The sequence below is a fragment of the [Actinomadura] parvosata subsp. kistnae genome, assembly GCF_900323885.1.
GTDB classification, from domain to species: domain Bacteria; phylum Actinomycetota; class Actinomycetes; order Streptosporangiales; family Streptosporangiaceae; genus Nonomuraea; species Nonomuraea composti.
Genome location: NZ_OOHJ01000018.1, coordinates 3,454,302 through 3,470,959, shown reverse-complemented (window position 1 = coordinate 3,470,959; position 16,658 = coordinate 3,454,302). Strand labels below are relative to the sequence as shown.

At 72.6% G+C, this 16,658-nt stretch carries 17 protein-coding genes, 1 pseudogene and 1 riboswitch; of the genes and pseudogenes, 8 read left to right on the top strand and 10 right to left on the bottom strand.

What is annotated here, in order from left to right; translation table 11 throughout:
- Positions 1–11 precede the first annotated feature (11 nt).
- The 8 genes and pseudogenes from KIS93_RS69555 to KIS93_RS36440 form a co-directional block, all read right to left on the bottom strand.
- Positions 12–359: pseudogene (locus KIS93_RS69555) on the bottom strand (hypothetical protein); the annotation flags it as partial.
- Positions 356–3,016: a DUF6531 domain-containing protein gene (locus KIS93_RS36470; protein ID WP_186404608.1), complete on the bottom strand. Its 2,661-nt coding sequence runs from the start codon at positions 3,014–3,016 to the stop codon at positions 356–358. The gene KIS93_RS36470 and the pseudogene KIS93_RS69555, both read right to left, overlap by 4 nt.
- A gap of 4 nt (positions 3,017–3,020) precedes the next feature.
- Positions 3,021–3,323 carry a WXG100 family type VII secretion target gene (locus KIS93_RS36465; protein ID WP_080047303.1) on the bottom strand — a complete coding sequence of 101 codons (303 nt, stop codon included), beginning with the start codon at positions 3,321–3,323 and terminating at the stop codon, positions 3,021–3,023.
- Positions 3,324–3,328: 5 nt separating this feature from the next.
- Positions 3,329–3,925 carry a hypothetical protein gene (locus KIS93_RS36460; RefSeq protein WP_080043403.1) on the bottom strand — a complete coding sequence of 199 codons (597 nt, stop codon included), beginning with the start codon at positions 3,923–3,925 and terminating at the stop codon, positions 3,329–3,331.
- Positions 3,918–4,304 carry a hypothetical protein gene (locus tag KIS93_RS36455; protein ID WP_155128648.1) on the bottom strand — a complete coding sequence of 129 codons (387 nt, stop codon included), beginning with the start codon at positions 4,302–4,304 and terminating at the stop codon, positions 3,918–3,920. The genes KIS93_RS36460 and KIS93_RS36455 overlap by 8 nt, the downstream gene beginning before the upstream one ends.
- Positions 4,305–4,563: 259 nt before the next feature.
- Entirely contained in the window at positions 4,564–4,869 is a 306-nt protein-coding gene (locus KIS93_RS36450) for a hypothetical protein (protein WP_080043405.1), read from the bottom strand.
- On the bottom strand, positions 4,862–6,127 hold the full coding sequence (locus tag KIS93_RS36445; protein WP_080043406.1) for a protein kinase family protein: 1,266 nt from the start codon (positions 6,125–6,127) through the stop codon (positions 4,862–4,864). The genes KIS93_RS36450 and KIS93_RS36445 overlap by 8 nt, the downstream gene beginning before the upstream one ends.
- A gap of 182 nt (positions 6,128–6,309) precedes the next feature.
- Positions 6,310–6,684: a VOC family protein gene (locus tag KIS93_RS36440; protein WP_080043407.1), complete on the bottom strand. Its 375-nt coding sequence runs from the start codon at positions 6,682–6,684 to the stop codon at positions 6,310–6,312.
- 81 nt (positions 6,685–6,765) lie between these two features.
- Between KIS93_RS36440 and KIS93_RS36435 the strand changes: the two genes are divergently transcribed.
- The 4 genes from KIS93_RS36435 to KIS93_RS36420 all read left to right on the top strand — a co-directional run bounded on the left by KIS93_RS36435 (position 6,766) and on the right by KIS93_RS36420 (position 11,058).
- The gene (locus tag KIS93_RS36435) at positions 6,766–7,200 is read left to right on the top strand and encodes a MarR family winged helix-turn-helix transcriptional regulator (protein ID WP_080043408.1); all 435 of its coding nucleotides are present in this window, start codon (positions 6,766–6,768) and stop codon (positions 7,198–7,200) included.
- Positions 7,201–7,276: 76 nt separating this feature from the next.
- The gene (locus KIS93_RS36430) at positions 7,277–7,894 is read left to right on the top strand and encodes a hypothetical protein (RefSeq protein WP_080043409.1); all 618 of its coding nucleotides are present in this window, start codon (positions 7,277–7,279) and stop codon (positions 7,892–7,894) included.
- A 145-nt stretch (positions 7,895–8,039) separates the two neighbouring features.
- Complete coding sequence (locus KIS93_RS36425) at positions 8,040–9,530, top strand: M28 family peptidase (RefSeq protein WP_080043410.1); 1,491 nt, start codon at positions 8,040–8,042, stop codon at positions 9,528–9,530.
- Positions 9,531–9,669: 139 nt separating this feature from the next.
- On the top strand, positions 9,670–11,058 hold the full coding sequence (locus KIS93_RS36420) for a M28 family metallopeptidase (RefSeq protein WP_080043411.1): 1,389 nt from the start codon (positions 9,670–9,672) through the stop codon (positions 11,056–11,058).
- An 83-nt stretch (positions 11,059–11,141) separates the two neighbouring features.
- On the opposite strand, the gene KIS93_RS67715 is transcribed toward KIS93_RS36420, so the two are convergent.
- Together KIS93_RS67715 and KIS93_RS36410 are read right to left on the bottom strand one after the other, a co-directional pair.
- On the bottom strand, positions 11,142–12,638 hold the full coding sequence (locus tag KIS93_RS67715; protein ID WP_080043412.1) for a M28 family peptidase: 1,497 nt from the start codon (positions 12,636–12,638) through the stop codon (positions 11,142–11,144).
- 169 nt (positions 12,639–12,807) lie between these two features.
- The gene (locus KIS93_RS36410) at positions 12,808–13,755 is read right to left on the bottom strand and encodes a DNA polymerase domain-containing protein (protein WP_080043413.1); all 948 of its coding nucleotides are present in this window, start codon (positions 13,753–13,755) and stop codon (positions 12,808–12,810) included.
- 10 nt (positions 13,756–13,765) lie between these two features.
- On the opposite strand from KIS93_RS36410, the gene KIS93_RS36405 reads away from it, so the two are divergent.
- The 4 genes from KIS93_RS36405 to thiD all read left to right on the top strand — a co-directional run bounded on the left by KIS93_RS36405 (position 13,766) and on the right by thiD (position 16,656).
- Complete coding sequence (locus tag KIS93_RS36405) at positions 13,766–14,029, top strand: histidine phosphatase family protein (RefSeq protein ID WP_186404607.1); 264 nt, start codon at positions 13,766–13,768, stop codon at positions 14,027–14,029.
- A 45-nt stretch (positions 14,030–14,074) separates the two neighbouring features.
- Positions 14,075–14,314 carry a hypothetical protein gene (locus KIS93_RS36400; protein WP_155128650.1) on the top strand — a complete coding sequence of 80 codons (240 nt, stop codon included), beginning with the start codon at positions 14,075–14,077 and terminating at the stop codon, positions 14,312–14,314.
- 30 nt (positions 14,315–14,344) lie between these two features.
- Positions 14,345–15,742 (top strand): WD40 repeat domain-containing protein, encoded by a 1,398-nt coding sequence (locus tag KIS93_RS36395; RefSeq protein ID WP_186404606.1) that lies wholly within the window; start codon positions 14,345–14,347, stop codon positions 15,740–15,742.
- 21 nt (positions 15,743–15,763) lie between these two features.
- A riboswitch (TPP riboswitch) is annotated at positions 15,764–15,859 on the top strand.
- The gene (gene thiD / locus KIS93_RS36390; RefSeq protein ID WP_080043416.1) at positions 15,853–16,656 is read left to right on the top strand and encodes a bifunctional hydroxymethylpyrimidine kinase/phosphomethylpyrimidine kinase; all 804 of its coding nucleotides are present in this window, start codon (positions 15,853–15,855) and stop codon (positions 16,654–16,656) included. (Overlaps the previous riboswitch by 7 nt.)
- The last annotated feature ends 2 nt before the right edge of the window (positions 16,657–16,658 follow it).

The following is a 16,658-nucleotide window of genomic DNA, read 5'->3' as shown; positions in this document are numbered from 1 at the left end:
GTGCGGCGCAGCACGCGGCGGCCGAGCGCGTCGTAGGCGGAGGTGAGCGTGCGCCCGTTGCAGGTCTCGCGGACGACGCGGCCGTGCGCGTCGCGGGTGAGGGTGAGGTCGGCGTCGGGGTTCGCGGCGTGGACGAGGCGGCCCAGCGGGTCGTAGTCGTACGTGGTGAGCCGGTCGCCGGCCCGCCGGCCGATGAGCCGGTCGAGGACGTCGTAGACGAAGCTGGTGGACTGGCCGGCGCCGTTGACGCGCTCGGTGAGGTTGCCGACGGGGTTGTGCAGGTAGCTGAGGACGCGGCGGTCGAAGTCGGTCTCCTCGACCAGGTTGCCGGCCGGGTCGTAGGTGTAGTGCCAGGTCAGGCCCTGCGGGTTGGTGACCTGGGTGAGGCGCAGCTCGGTGTCGTAGGAGAACGTGAGGCGGGCGCCGTCGGGGTGGTGCGGGCGGTGGGCACGTCGAAGGGGCCGATCTCGACGCGGGTGGTCTCGCCCATGGCGTCGGTGTGCTCGACCAGGTTGTTCTCGGCGTCGTGGGCCCAGCGTTCGACGGCGCCGCCGGGCAGGGTGCGGCTGGCGGGCCGGCCCTCGACCGTCCAGGTGTGGCGGGTGGTGCGGCCCAGGGGGTCGGTGACGGCGGTGACGCGGCCGAACGGGTCGCGCTCGTAGCGGGTGGTGGCGCCGGTGGGGTCGGTGATCGTCAGCGGCAGGCCGGCCGCGTCGGTGGTGAGGGCGTGGGTGTGGCCGAGCGCGTTCGTGACCGCGGTCAGGTGGCCGCGCTCGTCATAGCCGAACGTGGTGTCGCCGGCGGCGACGAGGTTGCCGCGCTCGTCGTGGCGCAGCGTGGTCGTGGTGCCGTCGAAGTCGGTGACGGTGACCGGCAGGTGCCGGGCGTCGCGGGTGCAGCGGCGGGTGGCGCCGTCCGGGCGGGTGACCGACAGGGGGGCGCCGGCCTCGTCGTAGGTGTGGCGGGTGGTGCGGCCGAGCGCGTCGGTGCGGGCGAGCAGCCGGTCGTGGCGGTCCCAGCGGTAGCGGGTGGTGTGGCCGAGCGGGTCGGTCGCGGCGGTGACCTGGAGCAGGTCGTTGTGATGGTACGTGGTGAGGTGGCCGAGCGAGTCGCGGGCCCTGGTGACGCCGTCGGCGTACGCCAGCTCGGTGTTGAAGACGCCCGCGGAGCCGGTGCCGTACACGCAGCGGCCCTCCAGGTCGTAGGTGTAGGCGTACCAGGTGCCGATGCGGTCCTGCCAGCGGGTCATCCGGCCGTCGGCGTCGTAGGTGAAGCGCAGCGGCAGGCCGGAGGAGTTGGTCACCTCGGTCAGGTCGCCGGCCTCGTCGTAGGCGTACGAGAGCAGCCGCTGGCCGGCGCCGCGCAGCCGCAGCTCCACGACGCGGCCCCGGGACGTCTCGATGTCGAGGTGGTAGCCGCCGGAGTGGACGATCTCGGAGGGCAGGCCGTCGGTGTAGCGCACCTCGATCCGGTTGCCGTTGCGGTCGGTGACGGCCGCGACGGGCAGCACGCCGGGCTCGGTCGTCTCGGCGAAGTGCGTGGTACGGCCGGTGAGCGGGTCGGTGACCGCGTAGCCGTCGTCGGTCTCGCGCAGCTCCAGGCGCGGGCCGTCGCCCGGGTACGCCGGGCGGTCCTGCTCCGGGTACGGGAACGCGAGCAGCGCGCCGGTCTCGGTGGCCAGGCAGAGCCCTTCCGCGTCGGCCTCCAGGCGCTGGTCCAGGGTGGAGGCCCAGGAGCGGCCGAACCAGCGGCCGGCCCGGTAGGTGGACAGATGGGTGCGTTCGAGGCGGAGCGGCAGCACGCCGGGCAGCTCGACGTCGGTCTGCGGGAGCAGCACCGTACCGGTCGGGAAGTGCACCGGGTCCTGGCTGAAGAACTGGCGGCCGCGCTGCCACGACGTGGTCGCGGCCGTGCCCCGGCGGGCGCCGCCGCCACCCATCAGCGTGCGCAGCGCGTTCCCGCCGCCGCGCGTCCCCACGGCGCCGGTGCCGCCGCGTATCCCCAGGACGCCACCGCCGCCGCGCATGCCCAGGGCGCCGGTTCCGGTGCCGAGGAGGGCGCCGCCGCCGCCGCGTACCGTGCTCGCCGCGCCGCGCAACCCCAGGACGGCCTTCGCGCCGCGCCCCAGCAGGGCGAGGCCCTTGCCGACCGGCAGCACGCCCAGCGCGGCCAGGCCGACCTCGCCGAGCGAGCCCTTGCCCCGCCGGTACTTGTCGAGCGCGTCGCCCAGCACCACCGCGCCCGCCGCCACCGCCACGCCGGCCACGATCACCCCGGCCACCCCGCCGGTGCCGATGACCAGCACCACCAGCCCGGCCACCGCCCCCACGGTGGCCGCGAACGACACGAAGTCGTCCCAGGACCGGAACGGCGCGCTGATCGTGTCCCACGCCTTCCGCAGCCACGACTTGTCCTTGATGCCGCTGCCGTCGAGCGCCTGCTCGATCTCCCGGGTGGCCCGGTCGGCGGCGTCGTCACGCAGCCGGGCCGCCTCCTCGGCGATCCGGCGGGCCCGCTCGCGGTCGTCCTCCGCCCGGCGGGCCCGTTGCAGCGCGGGGCGTGCGGCCTCCTGGGTGGGCAGGTCGGCCAGCGCCAGGGCCGACTCGGCCTCGGGCAGGTCGCGCACCGGGCCGGGGAGCCGCGCCTGGATCTCGCGCAGCGCCCCCTGCGACTCGGCGGCGGCGCTGCGGCCCCGGCGCAACGCCGTGCCGGCCCGGGCCCTGGCCGCCTCCAGGCTGCCCGCGTACGTCATCAGCGCCTCACCGGCGCCCCGGTACGCCCTGCCCAGCTTGGCCAGCTCGCCGGGCAGCTCGCCCAGCGCCTCGGTGTAGCGGGCCGCGTAGTCGCCGCGCATCCGCAGCGCCGCGCTGCCGCCCGACACGGTGCTCAGCCTGGCCGTGTTGTCCTCGGCCAGCCGCGCTTCGTCGAGCAGCCGGTCGGCGAGCCCCCTGACCTGCCCCGGATCCCCCGGCGCGGGGTCGCCGGCCAGGCCCAGTACGTCCCATCCGCCCGGCACGACCTCACGCTCCCGCGCCGCCGCTGAGCGAGGCGTCCAGCTCGCGGTGCTTGGCGATGGCCGTCTTCAGGAACTGGCTCATGCCCTCCAGGCCCTGCATGACCTGCTTGGCGCCGTTGTTCCACTGGTCATAGTCCTGCTGGAACTTGCCGGAGGCCCGCTCGGTGACGAAGTCGCTGCTCACGAGCTGGTCGATCATCGACTTGAGCTGGGTGAGCCGGCCCTCGATGTCCTCCTTCTCCTTGTTGAGCCGGGTGGCGCTGTTCTCCACCTGCGGGAAGCTGAGGTGATGGGTTCCGCCTGCCATGACGTTCACTCTCCTTGGGGGTCGGACCAGGCCAGGGTGGCGCTGATCGCGTCGAACAGGTCGAGCATCGGCTCGGCCAGGCTGAGGTGCGGGCTGGTGAGCACCACGTCGAGCACGCCGTGCCCGCCGGGCACGGGGACGAGGGTCTGCATGACCACCGTGTCGAGCTCGCCGGTCTCGATGCCGCGCACGCGGACGGCGCGGCCCGCGTCCAGCTCCACGATCTCGACGCTGCGCCAGGCGGGCGTGCCCGGCGTGCGCGGCACGGCGACGACGCCTGAGGCGATCGCCTCGACCGTGTTGCCGCCGGGGTCGGAGCGGCCCCGCGTGTGCAGGACCATGAGCGTGGCCAGGACGGTGCCGGCGTCCTCGACGTGATCGGTCATCGCCGCCCCGAACACCGCCCCGTGCCGCGCCGCCAGCTCCGCGACCTCGCGCAGCACCTTCAGCAGCACCGGCCGGTGCGGGGCCAGCTCCGGCGTGGCCGCCACCCGGGCGTCCACCAGGCGGGCCAGGTCCGCGGTGCGGCCCGCGCGCCAGACGTCGAACTCGTACCAGGACTCGGGCACCCGCAACGTGAACCCGAAGGGGAGGTCAGCCATCGGTCAGCTCCTTGATCGCGGTGTTCACCGGCTCGGGGGCGCGCTCGACGGCGGGCGCGGTGAAACGGAAGGCGTCCTCGCCGAGCACCAGCTTTCCCTTCGCGGCGCCCTTGCCGAGGTCGGCGGTCATCAGGGCGCGCCCGCCCTGGAGGGTGGCGCGGTCGCCGCGGGCGTCGCCCGACATCCACACCTCGCGGCGGCCGTCCCGGAAGTAGCCGACGGCCTTGCCGTCGCGGACGGACAGCGCGACGAGCCCGCCACCGCCACCACCGCCCGTCACCCGCCCGGCGAAGTCGGCCTTCTCCGGCGCGGGGTCCTGCGCCGCGCTGAGTTCCTGCTCCGCGCTGAGTTCCTGCTCCGCGCTGGGGTCCTGCTCCACGCTGGGGTCCTGCTTCGGTGTGCGGCCCTCGCTCGGAGGGGACGTGACCGCCCGTCCCGCAGGCTCGCCGGGGTCCCCGGCCGCTCCGACCCCTCCGACCCCTCCGACCCCTCCGCCCCTCCGCCCCCTCCGGTCTCCCCGACGAGGGCGGCGCGGGCGGCGGCCGGCGCCATGGGCCGGTCCGTCAGTGCGAACACCAGCGACACCGCCACCGTCGCGACCAGCACCCCGGTCAGCACGCCGAACCCGAGCGCCTTCATCACGAGCTCCCCGAGCCGGTCGAGGAGCTGGTCGAGAGCGAGTCGGCCAGCGAGCCGTCGAGCGTGCCGGTGCCGTCCACGAGGGCGTCCAGCAGGCCCGCGGCCCGCTCCAGGAGCTGGTCCATGCGCTCGCGGTTGTCGGAGGACTCCTCGAAGAACCTCCGTACGGCGTCGTCGACCTTCTCCGAGCCGGTCCTCGCATCGAGCGCGCCGGTCTTGCCGCCGTCCAGCGCCGCGCGGATGGCCTTGAGATCCCGCGAGACCTTCGCGGCCTCCTGGCGGTCGGCGGTGAATTCCTCAGCCATTGGTCGTCATCCCCTTGATGGCCTCGAACGCGCGCCAATCCCGATAAACGGTCTCGACGATCTGGGGTGTGCTGCCCCGGCCGGCCAGGCGCAGCTCCAGCCGTACCGGCCGGCCCTGGCCGTCCACCTGCAGCGTGAACCGCACCGGCCCCTCGGCCGGCAGGCCCGCGTACGTGCTCTGGCCCTCCTCGCCCCGCACCCGGTGGGCCAGGGCGGAGCCGGTCAGCGTGCGGCCGTTCGCGCTGGTCACGTCCGTCCCGGCGGCGTCGAGCAGGCCCTTGATGGTGCGCGGCGAGCTGAGCTCTCTGACGGTGCGCGCCGTCCACTGGACGCACGACTCGACCGGCGGGCGGTCGGCGTCGAACGCCGTCCCGCCGGCCACGCCCCTGCTCCCGACGAGGGAGACGGGCGTGGGCTGTGGATCGTTCCCGCAGCTGATCCTCATGTCGTACGACGTGGCGGGCGCGCCGGGGTCGAAGCTCAGCCGCCCCTCGGCCACGGTCTGCCCGGTGGTCCGCGTCTCCCTGATCACCTGCCGGAACGTGGCGGTGCGCCGGCCGACCGCGCTCACCACGTCGCTCGCGCCCGTCCCGCCCGTCCCGCCCGCCTGGCCGGAGATCATGACCACCGCGCCGGCCGCCCCCGCGACGAGCGCGATGCCGATGGCGATGCCGGTGAGGTACGCGGGCCTGCGCCAGAACGGCACAGCCACGACGTGCTCCTCGTACGGCGCCGGCTCCTGGGGCGGCCTGGTGCGCCGCTCGGCCTCCAGCAGCAGGTCGTGCGCCGAGGCGCGGCGGGCGGTGCCGGAGTGGCCGAGCAGGACGCGGACCAGGTCGACGGCCGACGGGCGGGCGGCCGCGTCGGCGCGCCGGCACTCGTCGATGACCGCGCGCAGGGCGGGGAGCAGCTTGTCGAGGTCGGCCCCGTCGCCGGGCCGGTGCCCGGTGGCCGCGAAGACGACCGTGTCGGCCCAGTCCTTGACGTCGTGGGCGGGGAACAGGCTGTCGCGCGGCCCCGGCGCGAACGTCACCTGGCCGTGCCGCCCGACGATGATGCTGCCGGGGTTGAGCCGCAGCCCGGCGATCCCGCCGAGGTGGAGCCTGGCCATGGTGGTGGCGCTGCCGAGCGCGAACAGGTAGAGGGCCTCGCCCGTCAGCGGTCCCGCCGTCCTGACGACGGCGGCGAGCGTGTCGCCCTTTCCCAGGTAATCGCGTGGCCGCAGGGCCAGGCCGTCGCTCCATCCCTGAAATTCCATCGCCATCCCCGTGGCAGCCGGTCAGCGCGGCGAAGCACGCTCGAAATCCGCCTTCGCGCAGGTCAGGTGGCGTTTTTCGGTGTGGGTGCGTGCTGTTGTCCGACAGGTTGTACGCGGTCGGCCGGGGACGGGTTCAACCGAGTTCGCGAAAATTCCTCCCGTCGAAGTGAACGGGTATCGGTTCAGCCGGGGACGGCCGTGAAGAGCTCGTAGCTGTGGCCGTCGGGGTCGCGGACGTACACGCCCCGGCCGCCGCCGAGCCGGTTGATCCGCCGGTCCCAGCCGTTCATGGGGCCGGAGCCGTAGTCGATGCCCGCGTCGGTTTCGAGCCGGTCGAGCACCGCGTCGAAGGTGGCGTCGTCCACGAGGAACGCGTAGTGGCCGGGCTGGGGGGCGCGGCGGTCGTCGAAGTCGAGCGTGAGGTCGCCGTTGACCCGCACCGGGACGAACGGCCCTGCCGGCGGCCCCGCCTCGACGCCGAGGAGCCCGGCGAGGAACGCGGCCGAGGCGTGCTTGTCGGCGGCGGGGACGATCAGGTGGTTCAGGACGATGCTCATGGTGGACCCCTTTCAAAATGTATGCGATACGCACGTAATCATATGTGCGTATCGCATGCAAATTGGCGTAGGGTGAGACCCATGAGCGAGGCGGACGAGGGCGGCCCGGCGCTGTTCCGGCTGGTGCGGTTCTGGTCGCGGCGGTGGGCGGGACAGGCCGCCACCCGCACCGGCCAGGCCGCTCACGTGCAGCACATCCTGGTGCTGGAGGCCGTGCACACCGACCCGGGAGAGGCGACCGTCGGCACCGTGGCCCACCAGCTCGGCCTCGACCACTCGGGCGCCAGCCGCATGGTCAAGGACGCGGTCGACGCCGGCTACCTGGAGCGCGCCACCTCCGCGCACGACCGCCGCCGCGCCGCGCTCCGCCTCACCGACAGCGGGCACGCGCTGCTGGCGGGGGCCCGTGAGTGGCAGCGGCACGCCTTCGCCGACCTGACCGCCTCCTGGGACGAGCCCGACCGGCTCCGCTTCGCGGCCTACCTGTCCCGGCTGGCCGACGAGGTCGGCGCCTAGCGACGGGCAGCGCTTGACCTTGACGCGACGTCAACGTTTCTAATCGGGAGCGACGCCACCTACGGGAAGGAACGTGATGGTCCGGGTCGTGCTGCGCATCCTGACGTTCGAGCTCACCGGCCTGGCCGCCATCGGGATGTGGGCGCTGCGCCGCAAGCACGGGGTGCCCCGGGGCGCGACGGTCGTGACGTACGCGAAGGAGCAGGCGTTCGTGCTGACGTTGTTCGCGTTCGCGATGGCGGTCGAGACCCTGGTGGTGGATCTGCTGCTGCTCTCGCTCGGCGTGCCGGCGTGGCTGCGGATCGCGGTGCTGGTCGGCGACCTGTACGGGCTGCTGTTCGTGGCGGTGATGGCCGCCGGCTGCGCGACCCGGCCGCACGTCGTGACCCGCGACGAGCTGCACATCCGGTACGGCGTCTACTTCGGGGTACGGGTGCCCAGGGAGCTCATCACCGCCGTGCGGGCCGGAGGGTCGCTCAACGAGGACAGCATGGTCGCGGTAAAGGACGGCCGGCTGACGGTGGCGGTGGCCTCGCGGGTCAACGTGACGGTGGAGCTGGCCGAGCCGGTCACCGTCGTGCGGCCGCTGGGCCGGCGGGCCGAGGTGACCTCGATCCGCTTCTTCGCCGACTCGCCGGAGACGCTGATGGCGGCCCTGCGCTCCGGAGAGCCCGCCCAGCACCAGCATCCCTAGAGGGCGCTGCCCGGCAGCGGGGCCCTAGGCGAAGACCTTTTGCGGCGTTACGGTCCAGGGAGCACCATCTCGGGATCTTCCACCCTCGCCCTCGGATGGAGGCGCCGCCATGCTCTTATCTAGGCATTTATCCTGGAAAAACAGCATGAGAACGGCCATCGTGGCGACGATCGTCGCCCTCACCCCCGCCCTGACCGCACCGGCCGCCCAGGCCGCCGCGCCACCGGACATCCCGCTGGCCAACGTCAAGGCCCACCTCTCGCAGCTCCAGTCGATCGCCAACGCCAACGGCGGCACCCGGGCCCACGGGAGGCCCGGCTACCTGGCCTCGGCGAACTACGTCAGGTCACAGCTCGACGCCGCCGGCTACACCACCACCCTGCAGTCGTTCACCTACAACGGCGCCACCGGCTACAACGTGATCGCCGACTGGCCGGGCGGCGATCCGGACGACGTCCTCATGGTGGGCGCGCACCTCGACAGCGTGACGGCCGGGCCCGGCATCAACGACAACGGCTCCGGCAGCGCGGCCATCCTGGAGACCGCGCTCGCGGTGTCCAGGCAGGCGTTACAGCCGGCCAAGCATCTGCGTTTCGCCTGGTGGGGCGCGGAGGAGCTGGGGTTGCGCGGCTCGCAGTTCTACGTGAACAACCTGCCGTCCGCCGAGCGGGCGCGGATCAAGGGGTATCTGAACTTCGACATGGTCGGCTCGCCGAACGCCGGATATTTCGTGTACGACGGCGACAACTCGGACGGAACAGGTTCGGGGCCGGGGCCGGCCGGGTCGGCGCAGATCGAGCGGACGATCCAGGACTACTTCACCTCCATCGGCGTGCCCACCCGGGGCACCGACTTCGACGGGCGCTCCGACTACGGCCCGTTCATCGCCGTGGGCATCCCGGCGGGCGGCACGTTCACCGGCGCGGAGGGCATCAAGACCGCCGCCCAGGCCACGCTGTGGGGCGGCACCTCGGGGCAGGCGTTCGACCCCTGCTACCACCGCTCCTGTGACACGACCGCCAACATCAACGACACGGCGCTGGACCGGAACGCCGACGCCATCGCGTACGCGGTGTGGACGCTCGCGACGGCCGTCCCGCCGGTCACGGTCTATGCGGACACGTTCGAGACGGCGACGGGCTGGACCGTCAACCCGGCCGGCACCGACACCGCCACGCTCGGACAGTGGGAGCGCGGCGACCCTGAGGCCACGACGTCGAGCGGCGCCAAGCAGCTCGGCACGACGGTCAGCGGCACGAACGACCTGGTCACGGGCCGGCTGGCGGGCTCGTCGGCGGGCGCGTACGACATCGACGGGGGTGTGACGTCGATCCAGTCGCCGCCGATCACGCTGCCGTCGGCGAGCACGCTGAGCCTGTCGTTCTCGTGGTACCTGGCGCACGGCTCGAACGCCTCCAGCGCCGACTACCTGCGGGTGCGCGTGGTCGGCAGCACCACGGCCACGGTGTTCACACAGGCAGGCGCCGCCGCCAACCGCAACGGCGCCTGGGCGACGGCCTCGGCGAGCCTGAGCGCGTTCGCGGGCCAGACCGTCCACATCCTCGTCGACGCGGCCGACGCCTCGGGCGCCTCCCTGGTGGAGGCGGGCATCGACAACGTGACGATCACGCGGTGACCCTCCGGGCCGACCCACGCGAAGGATCGGCGCGGTGACTCCTCAGACCGATCCACGCGAAGGGGCGGCGCGGTAGCTCTTCGGGCCGGTCCACGGAGAAGGACCGGCCCGAAGCACCCAGCATCCTCATGGAGCCGTCATGGCACTATCCCTATTTGCCCTGAAAAAGGTCCGTAAATCAACCCTGCCTTTCCTGGTCGCCGTCCTGCTCGCCGGAGCGCTCACCCCGGCCGCCGAGGCGGGCGCGCCGCGCGACCCCGAGATCGCGACGATGGTCCGCGAGGTGGACGCGCGCAACCTGGGCCGGATCATCGCGAAGCTGGCCTCGTTCGGCACCCGGCACACCCTGTCCAGCCAGGACGACCCCGCGCGCGGCATCGGCGCCGCCAGGGACTGGATCCACGACGAGCTCTCCCGGATCGCCGCCACCTCCGGCGGGCGCATGACCGTGGAGAAGCAGTCGTTCGTCCAGCCCGTCTCGCCGCGCGTCCCCGCCCCGACGGTGATCACGAACGTGGTCGCCACGCTGCGCGGCACCCAGGACGCCTCCGCCGGCCGCACGTACGTGGTCAGCGGCCACTACGACTCGCGCTGCACCGACGTCATGAACGCCACCTGCGACGCGCCCGGCGCGGACGACGACGCCTCCGGGGTCGCGGTCGCCATCGAGGCGGCCCGCGTGATGGCCACCCGCACGTTCGACGCGACCGTGGTGTTCATGGCGGTCGCGGGCGAGGAGCAGGGCCTGTACGGGTCCGCGCACTTCGCCCAGCAGGCCAAGCAGCAGGGGGTGGACGTCCAGGGCATGTTCACCAACGACATCGTGGGCAGCGCCGACGGCGAGAACGGGCGCGACGCCCGGGCCGTGCGGGTCTTCTCCGAGGGCGTGCCCACCTCGGAGACCCCCGCGCAGGCCTCCGTCCGGCAGTCGGTCGGGGGCGAGAACGACGGCGTCTCGCGGCAGCTCGCCCGCTTCGTCCACGAGACGGCCGCACGGTACGTGCCGTGGTTCGACGCGCGCCTGTACTACCGCAGGGACCGCTACCTGCGGGGCGGCGACCAGATCCCGTTCCTGCAGCAGGGGTACGCGGCGGTGCGCTTCACGGAGGTGCACGAGGACTACCGGCACCAGCACCAGGACGTGCGGGTGGAGGACGGCGTCCAGTACGGTGACCTGCTGTCGTTCGTCGAGAACGACTACGTGGCGCGGGTGACGCAGGTGAACCTGGCCGCGCTGGCGGCGCTGGCCCGCGCGCCGCGCTCGCCGGCGCGGGCGGCGATCGTGACGAGCCGGCTGACGAACGACACGGATCTGCGGTGGGACGCCAACCCTGAGCCCGACATTTCCGGTTATGAGGTGGTCTGGCGGGACACGACCGAGCCGACGTGGACGCACTCCCGCTTCGTCGGGAACGTCACCGCGTACACGGTGGAGGGCCTGTCGAAGGACAACTACCAGTTCGGGGTCCGGGCGGTGGACCGGCAAGGCCACCGCAGCCCGGTCAGCTACCCGACCCCCGCCACCTGAGCCCCGGCCCGCCGCGAGCGCGGTGCGGCCGGACGAGGCCGGGCGGGCGGGGAGTACCGCCCGCCCGGCGCCGCCACGAGACGTCAGCTCGCCGACAGGGCGGCGACCGCCGCCTGCGGCGCCGTCCTGGCCGGGATCCCGCGCAGGTTGTACGCGAACCGCGCCACCGAGTCCGCGATCGCGTCCGAGTCCACGTCGAGCGCCGTGTCGTTGATGTTGGCGATCGTGTCGCACGCCTGGTGGTAGCACTCGTCGTACGCCACCCCGGCCGTCCCGCCGAACATCGCCGCCTCCTCGGGCGTCTTGATGCCCTCGGCGCCGGTGAAGATGCCGCCGGACGGGATGCCGACCTCGATGAACGGCCCGTAGTCGGAGCGCCCGTCGAAGTCGGTGCCCACGGTGGGCAGCGAGTGGGAGCCGTAGAACGCCTCGAACTGCTTCTCTATCTGCGCCGACCCGGGTGGCCCGGCGGGCGAGCCGACGCCGTCGGAGTCGTCACCGTCGTACAGCTTGTACGCGTAGTTCGGCGAGGCGATCATGTCGAAGTTCAGGTACACCCTGATCCGGTCGCGCTGCGCCTCCGACAGGGACGCCACGTACTGGTCGGAGCCGAGCAGCCCGATCTCCTCGCCCGCCCAGAACGCGAAGCGCACCTTGTTCTTGACCGGGACGAGAGCCATCTCCTCCGCGATCTCCAGGATGGCCGCGCTGCCGGAGCCGTTGTCGTTGATGCCGGGCCCGGCCTCCACGCTGTCGAGGTGGCCGCCGACCATGACGACGTTGCGCGGGTCGCCGAAGCGGGTCTCGGCGATGACGTTGTCGCTGGTGCCGAGCACGAGGTTGGCGTCCACCTTGAGGCGGACGGTGGCGCCGGGCGTGTTCGCCAGCTCGTTGCCGACGGCGAAGCTCGCGAACACCATCGGGATGCCGGCCCGCCACTCGCCGATGTTGAGCGGGTAGGGGTCGGTGCGTCCCGGCTGGCCCTCGTTGAAGACGATGAGGCCGGAGGCTCCCGCGCGGGCGGCGTTCATCACCTTGTTGACGAAGGGGCAGGTGCCGCGCTGGATGAGCGCGATGCGGCCGGCGACGAAGCCGGCGAAGTCGGACTCCTCGCAGCCGCTGGTCGAGCTGGGCGTCGGAGTCGGCGGCAGCGTCAGGTCCACGCCCTGGACCTGCGCGGTCACGTCGCCGGACGGGGAGGGCTCGAAGGTGACGAAGTCGGTGCCGGGCGTGTATGTCTTCGAGGTGGGAGCGGTGAGGTTGAGGACGGGCGGGGTGTTCTCGCTCCAGCTCTCGGGGAAGTTGATCGGCTGACGCGTGACCTTGTAGCCGGCCCTGCGCAGCTTGCCCTCCACGTACGCGGCGGAGGCGTCGTAACCGGGTGTGCCGATGGCGCGGGTGCCGCCGTTGGCGTCGGCGATGGCCTGGAGTGCCTGGAGGTGCTTCTTGACGTTGGCGCCCTTGACCTTCTTGACGAGCACCTTGGCGAAGGCGTCGTCGAGGCCGCCGGCGTGTGCCGGCACGGCCATGGCCAGGGGTAAGGCGAGTGTGGCGATCAGCGCGATGACGAGTCTCCGCATGCAGGTCCCCCATGGGTCACCGGGATGGCACGGCCCTTGCCCCCGAGCTGCCGTTGCCCGAACGTAACCCGGCGCGGGATCAGCGTGAAGACCCACAATTGTCGCGAATTCGCGACATCATGCGCTGCCGCGAGTTCGCGACATCATGCGCTGTCGCATATTCGCGACATCACTCCGCGCGGCGGGCGCGGGCGCGCCGCTTGCCCTCGTGCATCGCCTGGACGCGGGCGACGGGGATCGTGTGCCCCTCCTCGACGAGGTCGGCGGGCAGCCGCTGCGGCGCGGGCATGTGCTCGGCCCACGGGTCGCCGCCCTTCAGCAGGCCCGGCGCCGTCCGCAGCGTGAAGTCGCCCGGCGCCACCCGTTCGAGGTCGGCCCACGCGAGCGGGAAGGAGACGGGCACGCCGGGCCGGATGCGCGGGCTGTAGGCGGCCACCACCGTGGCGCCGCCCGCGCGGGTGGAGTCGAGGAACACCTTGCCCTCGCGGTCCTCCCTGATGAACGCCGTGGTGGCCAGCGCCGGATCCAGCCGCTCGGCCCGCGCCGCCAGCGCGCGGGTGGCCGCCGCGAGGTCGTCCATGGCGGTGCCCTCCGCCACGGGCACGAACACGTGCACCCCCTTGGCGCCGCTCGTCTTCACCGCGCCCGCCAGCCCCATGTCCGCCAGCGCCTGCCGCACCAGGAGCGCGCCGCGCACGGCCAGCGCGAAGGAGTCGTCGTGCTCGGGCGGGTCGAGGTCGAGGACCAGGTGGGTGGGGTGGCCGCCGGCGTACAGGGCCGGATGGAACTCCACGGCCCGCTGGTTGGCGAACCACAGCAGTGTCTTCCTGTCGTCGCACAGCGCGTACGTCACCTGCCGGCGCGACGCCTCCGCCCACACCGACACCGACCGCACCCAGGCGGGGGCGTACTTGGGCAGGTTCTTCTGCATGAACGGCTCCTGCCCCGGGCGCACGCGCACGACGGAGAGCGGGCGCTCGCGCAGCACGGGGAGGATGCGGTCGCGCACGGCGTCGAGGTAGTCGACCAGGTCGCGTTTGGTGGCACCGGCGCCGTCGAACAGCGGCTGGTCCAGGTTGGTCAGGTCGACGCCGTCGCGCGTCTCGTCAGCGGCCACCCGCCCTACGATGCCGACATTCGAACGTGTGGTCAACAACCCGACGAGAAGGCGGCTGCGCGACGCCCTGCTCGCCGTCGTCCACCACGGCCCACTGCCGCGTGCCGCCGAGACTGCCCGGGTGGCGGGCGAGCACTTCCCCGGCATTCCTGTACGCGTCTCGGAGGCCGCCGGGGACTACGTGCCGTACGCGGACGGCGTGCCCGAGGCGTACGTGCGATTCAGGGGCTCACCGGCCCCAACTGCACACAGGGGGAAAGCAGGCAGGATGTGAGCTACACCATCTGTCAGAACGGCAGCGCCGGTGTGCGTCACATACGTGAGCGAGGCCGACGAGAACACCATCGAGAAGGGCGGCGAACTGCCCATGGTCATCCTGACCGCCGGGCTTGATATCTGCGCGGCGGTCAAGGGTGGAACCGCGCCGGAGGTCGCCGCGGGATGCGGCGTGGTGGAGGCGGTGATCGACATCATCGACAATTGCAGGTTCAGTAAGTACGCGCCCACCTGCAAACCCGAGTACGCGCACGTCACAGACACCACATACGCGCCGCTGTGATCGCGGGCCATGGAAGCCGATGGAGAACAGATGACGGATGTGGCCGGAGCCCGGCGAAGCTCGACCGGCTTCCACCGTGCCCTCCCAGCGGCGCTCGCCCTCTGTCTGGTCATCGTCCTGGGTGCCGGCGGCCTCGCTTGGAAGCGCGAGCACGACAGAACATGGGCCCAGGAACGCCTCGCCCTGGCTCGTGGGCTCGCACTACACGCCGCCGAGACGCGTGACACCGACCCGGTGACGGCACGCAGGTTCGGAGCAGCCGCGGTCGCGCTCCATCCCGACGAGCAGACACGCGCCGGGCTGGCGGACACCCTGCTCATGTGGCGGCGCGAGCACCTGTCCGGCCCCACGACCGGCGGTGATCAGGACGTGGCCCTGAGCGCTGACGGACAGATCGCTCTTACCGAGGACGCGGACGGAGTGAGTGTGCACGACCTCAAGACCTGGCTCGATCCGGAGGTCGCCGGGAAAGCCGGCCGGCTCGCCGTGCTGAAGGGACATGAAGGAGAGGTGACCGCGGTGGCGCTGTCGCCTGACGGGCGGACCGCCCTGGTAGGCGGCGGCGATGGCGCCACGATCGTCTGGGACCTTCTCGACCCGGCCCACCCGAGACGCGAGACCACGCTGGCCGGTGAGGTGAAGGACGGCCCCGTTCGCGAGCTGGCGCTCTCGGATGACAGCCGGACCGTCGTGGTCGGCGACGACAGCGGCCGCATGACCGTGTGGGATCTGACCGACACGTCCCGTCCAGCGCGGCGCTCGGTCACCCAGGCCGACCGCGACGGCGTACAGGACCTGGCGCTGAGCGCCGACGGCAGGACCGCCGTCACCGTGGGAGACGGAGGCTCGGCAGTCGTCTGGAACCTGGCGGACCTCTCAGATCCCGTCAGGACAGCCGAGCCCGCGTTCTCCGGCGGCCCGGTGACGGCCATGGCCATGAGCGCGAACGGCAGGACCGCGCTCGTCGCCGACCCTGAGCGGGTCACCGTATGGAACCTCGATGATCCTACGGCTCCCGGTGAGGTCGCCGGCGTGGATCTGCCGGACATCACCGGGATGGCCCTGACCTCGGACGGACGGACCGCCCTCCTCGCGAGCAGCCTCGGTGACGGAATCCTCTGGAACCTGTCCCAGCCATCTCGCCCAGTCCGGCTGGCCTCCTTGAAGGGGAACACGGAGGACGTCAATGCCGTCGCCTTGAGCGCGGACGGCCGGGCCGCCCTGATGGCCAGCTCGTACCGAGGAGTGTTCGTCTGGAATCTCAGCGGCCTGGCCGACCTCGTCGCGGATCCCCTGAAGGCGATCTGCCGCCAGTCGGGCAACGGGGAGACCATCAGCAGGAAGGAGTGGACCACATTCGCGGGGGACGCGGACTGGTCACGGTACGGCGGCGGCGAGGCGGCGCTCTCCGTCTGTGCCATGCGCTGACCCCCGCCCCTGTTACAGTAGGCCGTTGACGCGGGGTGCCCGGAGGGCCGGGCTGAGATCACACCCGTCGAACCTGATCTAGCTCGTACTAGCGAAGGGACGTCACAGCCGTGAGCGCTGTTCCCAAAGTCCTGTCCATCGCGGGCACCGATCCCAGCGGCGGCGCCGGGATCCAGGCGGATCTGAAGACCTTCTCCGCGCTCGGCGCGTACGGCATGACCGTCGTCACCGCGCTCGTCGCGCAGACCACCACGGGCGTGACCGGCATCCACGAGGTGCCGGCCGAGTTCGTCGCCCAGCAGCTCGACACGTTGCTGACCGACGTGCCCGCCGACGCCGTGAAGATCGGCATGCTGGGCAACGCGGCGCTGATCAAGGCGGTGGCGGCGGCGCTCGACACCTACAAGCCGGCGTACGTGGTGCTCGACCCGGTCATGGTGGCCAAGAGCGGCGACCGGCTGCTGCCGGCCGACGCCGTCGCCGCGCTGCGCGAGACGCTGCTGCCCCGCGTCGACCTCATCACGCCCAACCTGCCCGAGGCGGCCGACCTGCTCGGGGAGGAGCCGGCCGCGAGCCTGGCGGACATGCACGGGCAGGCGCAGCGGCTGCGGGCGCTGGGCGCGCGGCAGGTGCTGCTCAAGGGCGGCCACCTCGACGGCGACACGTGCGTGGACGCGCTCGCGACGCCGGAGGGCACGGTCGAGCTGTCCGCGCCGCGCGTCGAGACGACGAACACCCACGGCACCGGTTGCACGCTGTCCTCGGCCATCGCCGCGCTGCGGCCCCGCCACGACGGCTGGGAGGGCGCGGTGCGGGCCGCGAAGGCGTACCTCACCGAGGCGCTGCGCGCGGCCGACAGCCTGCACGTCGGACACGGCCACGGCCCCGTCCACCACTTCCACGCGATCTGGTGAGG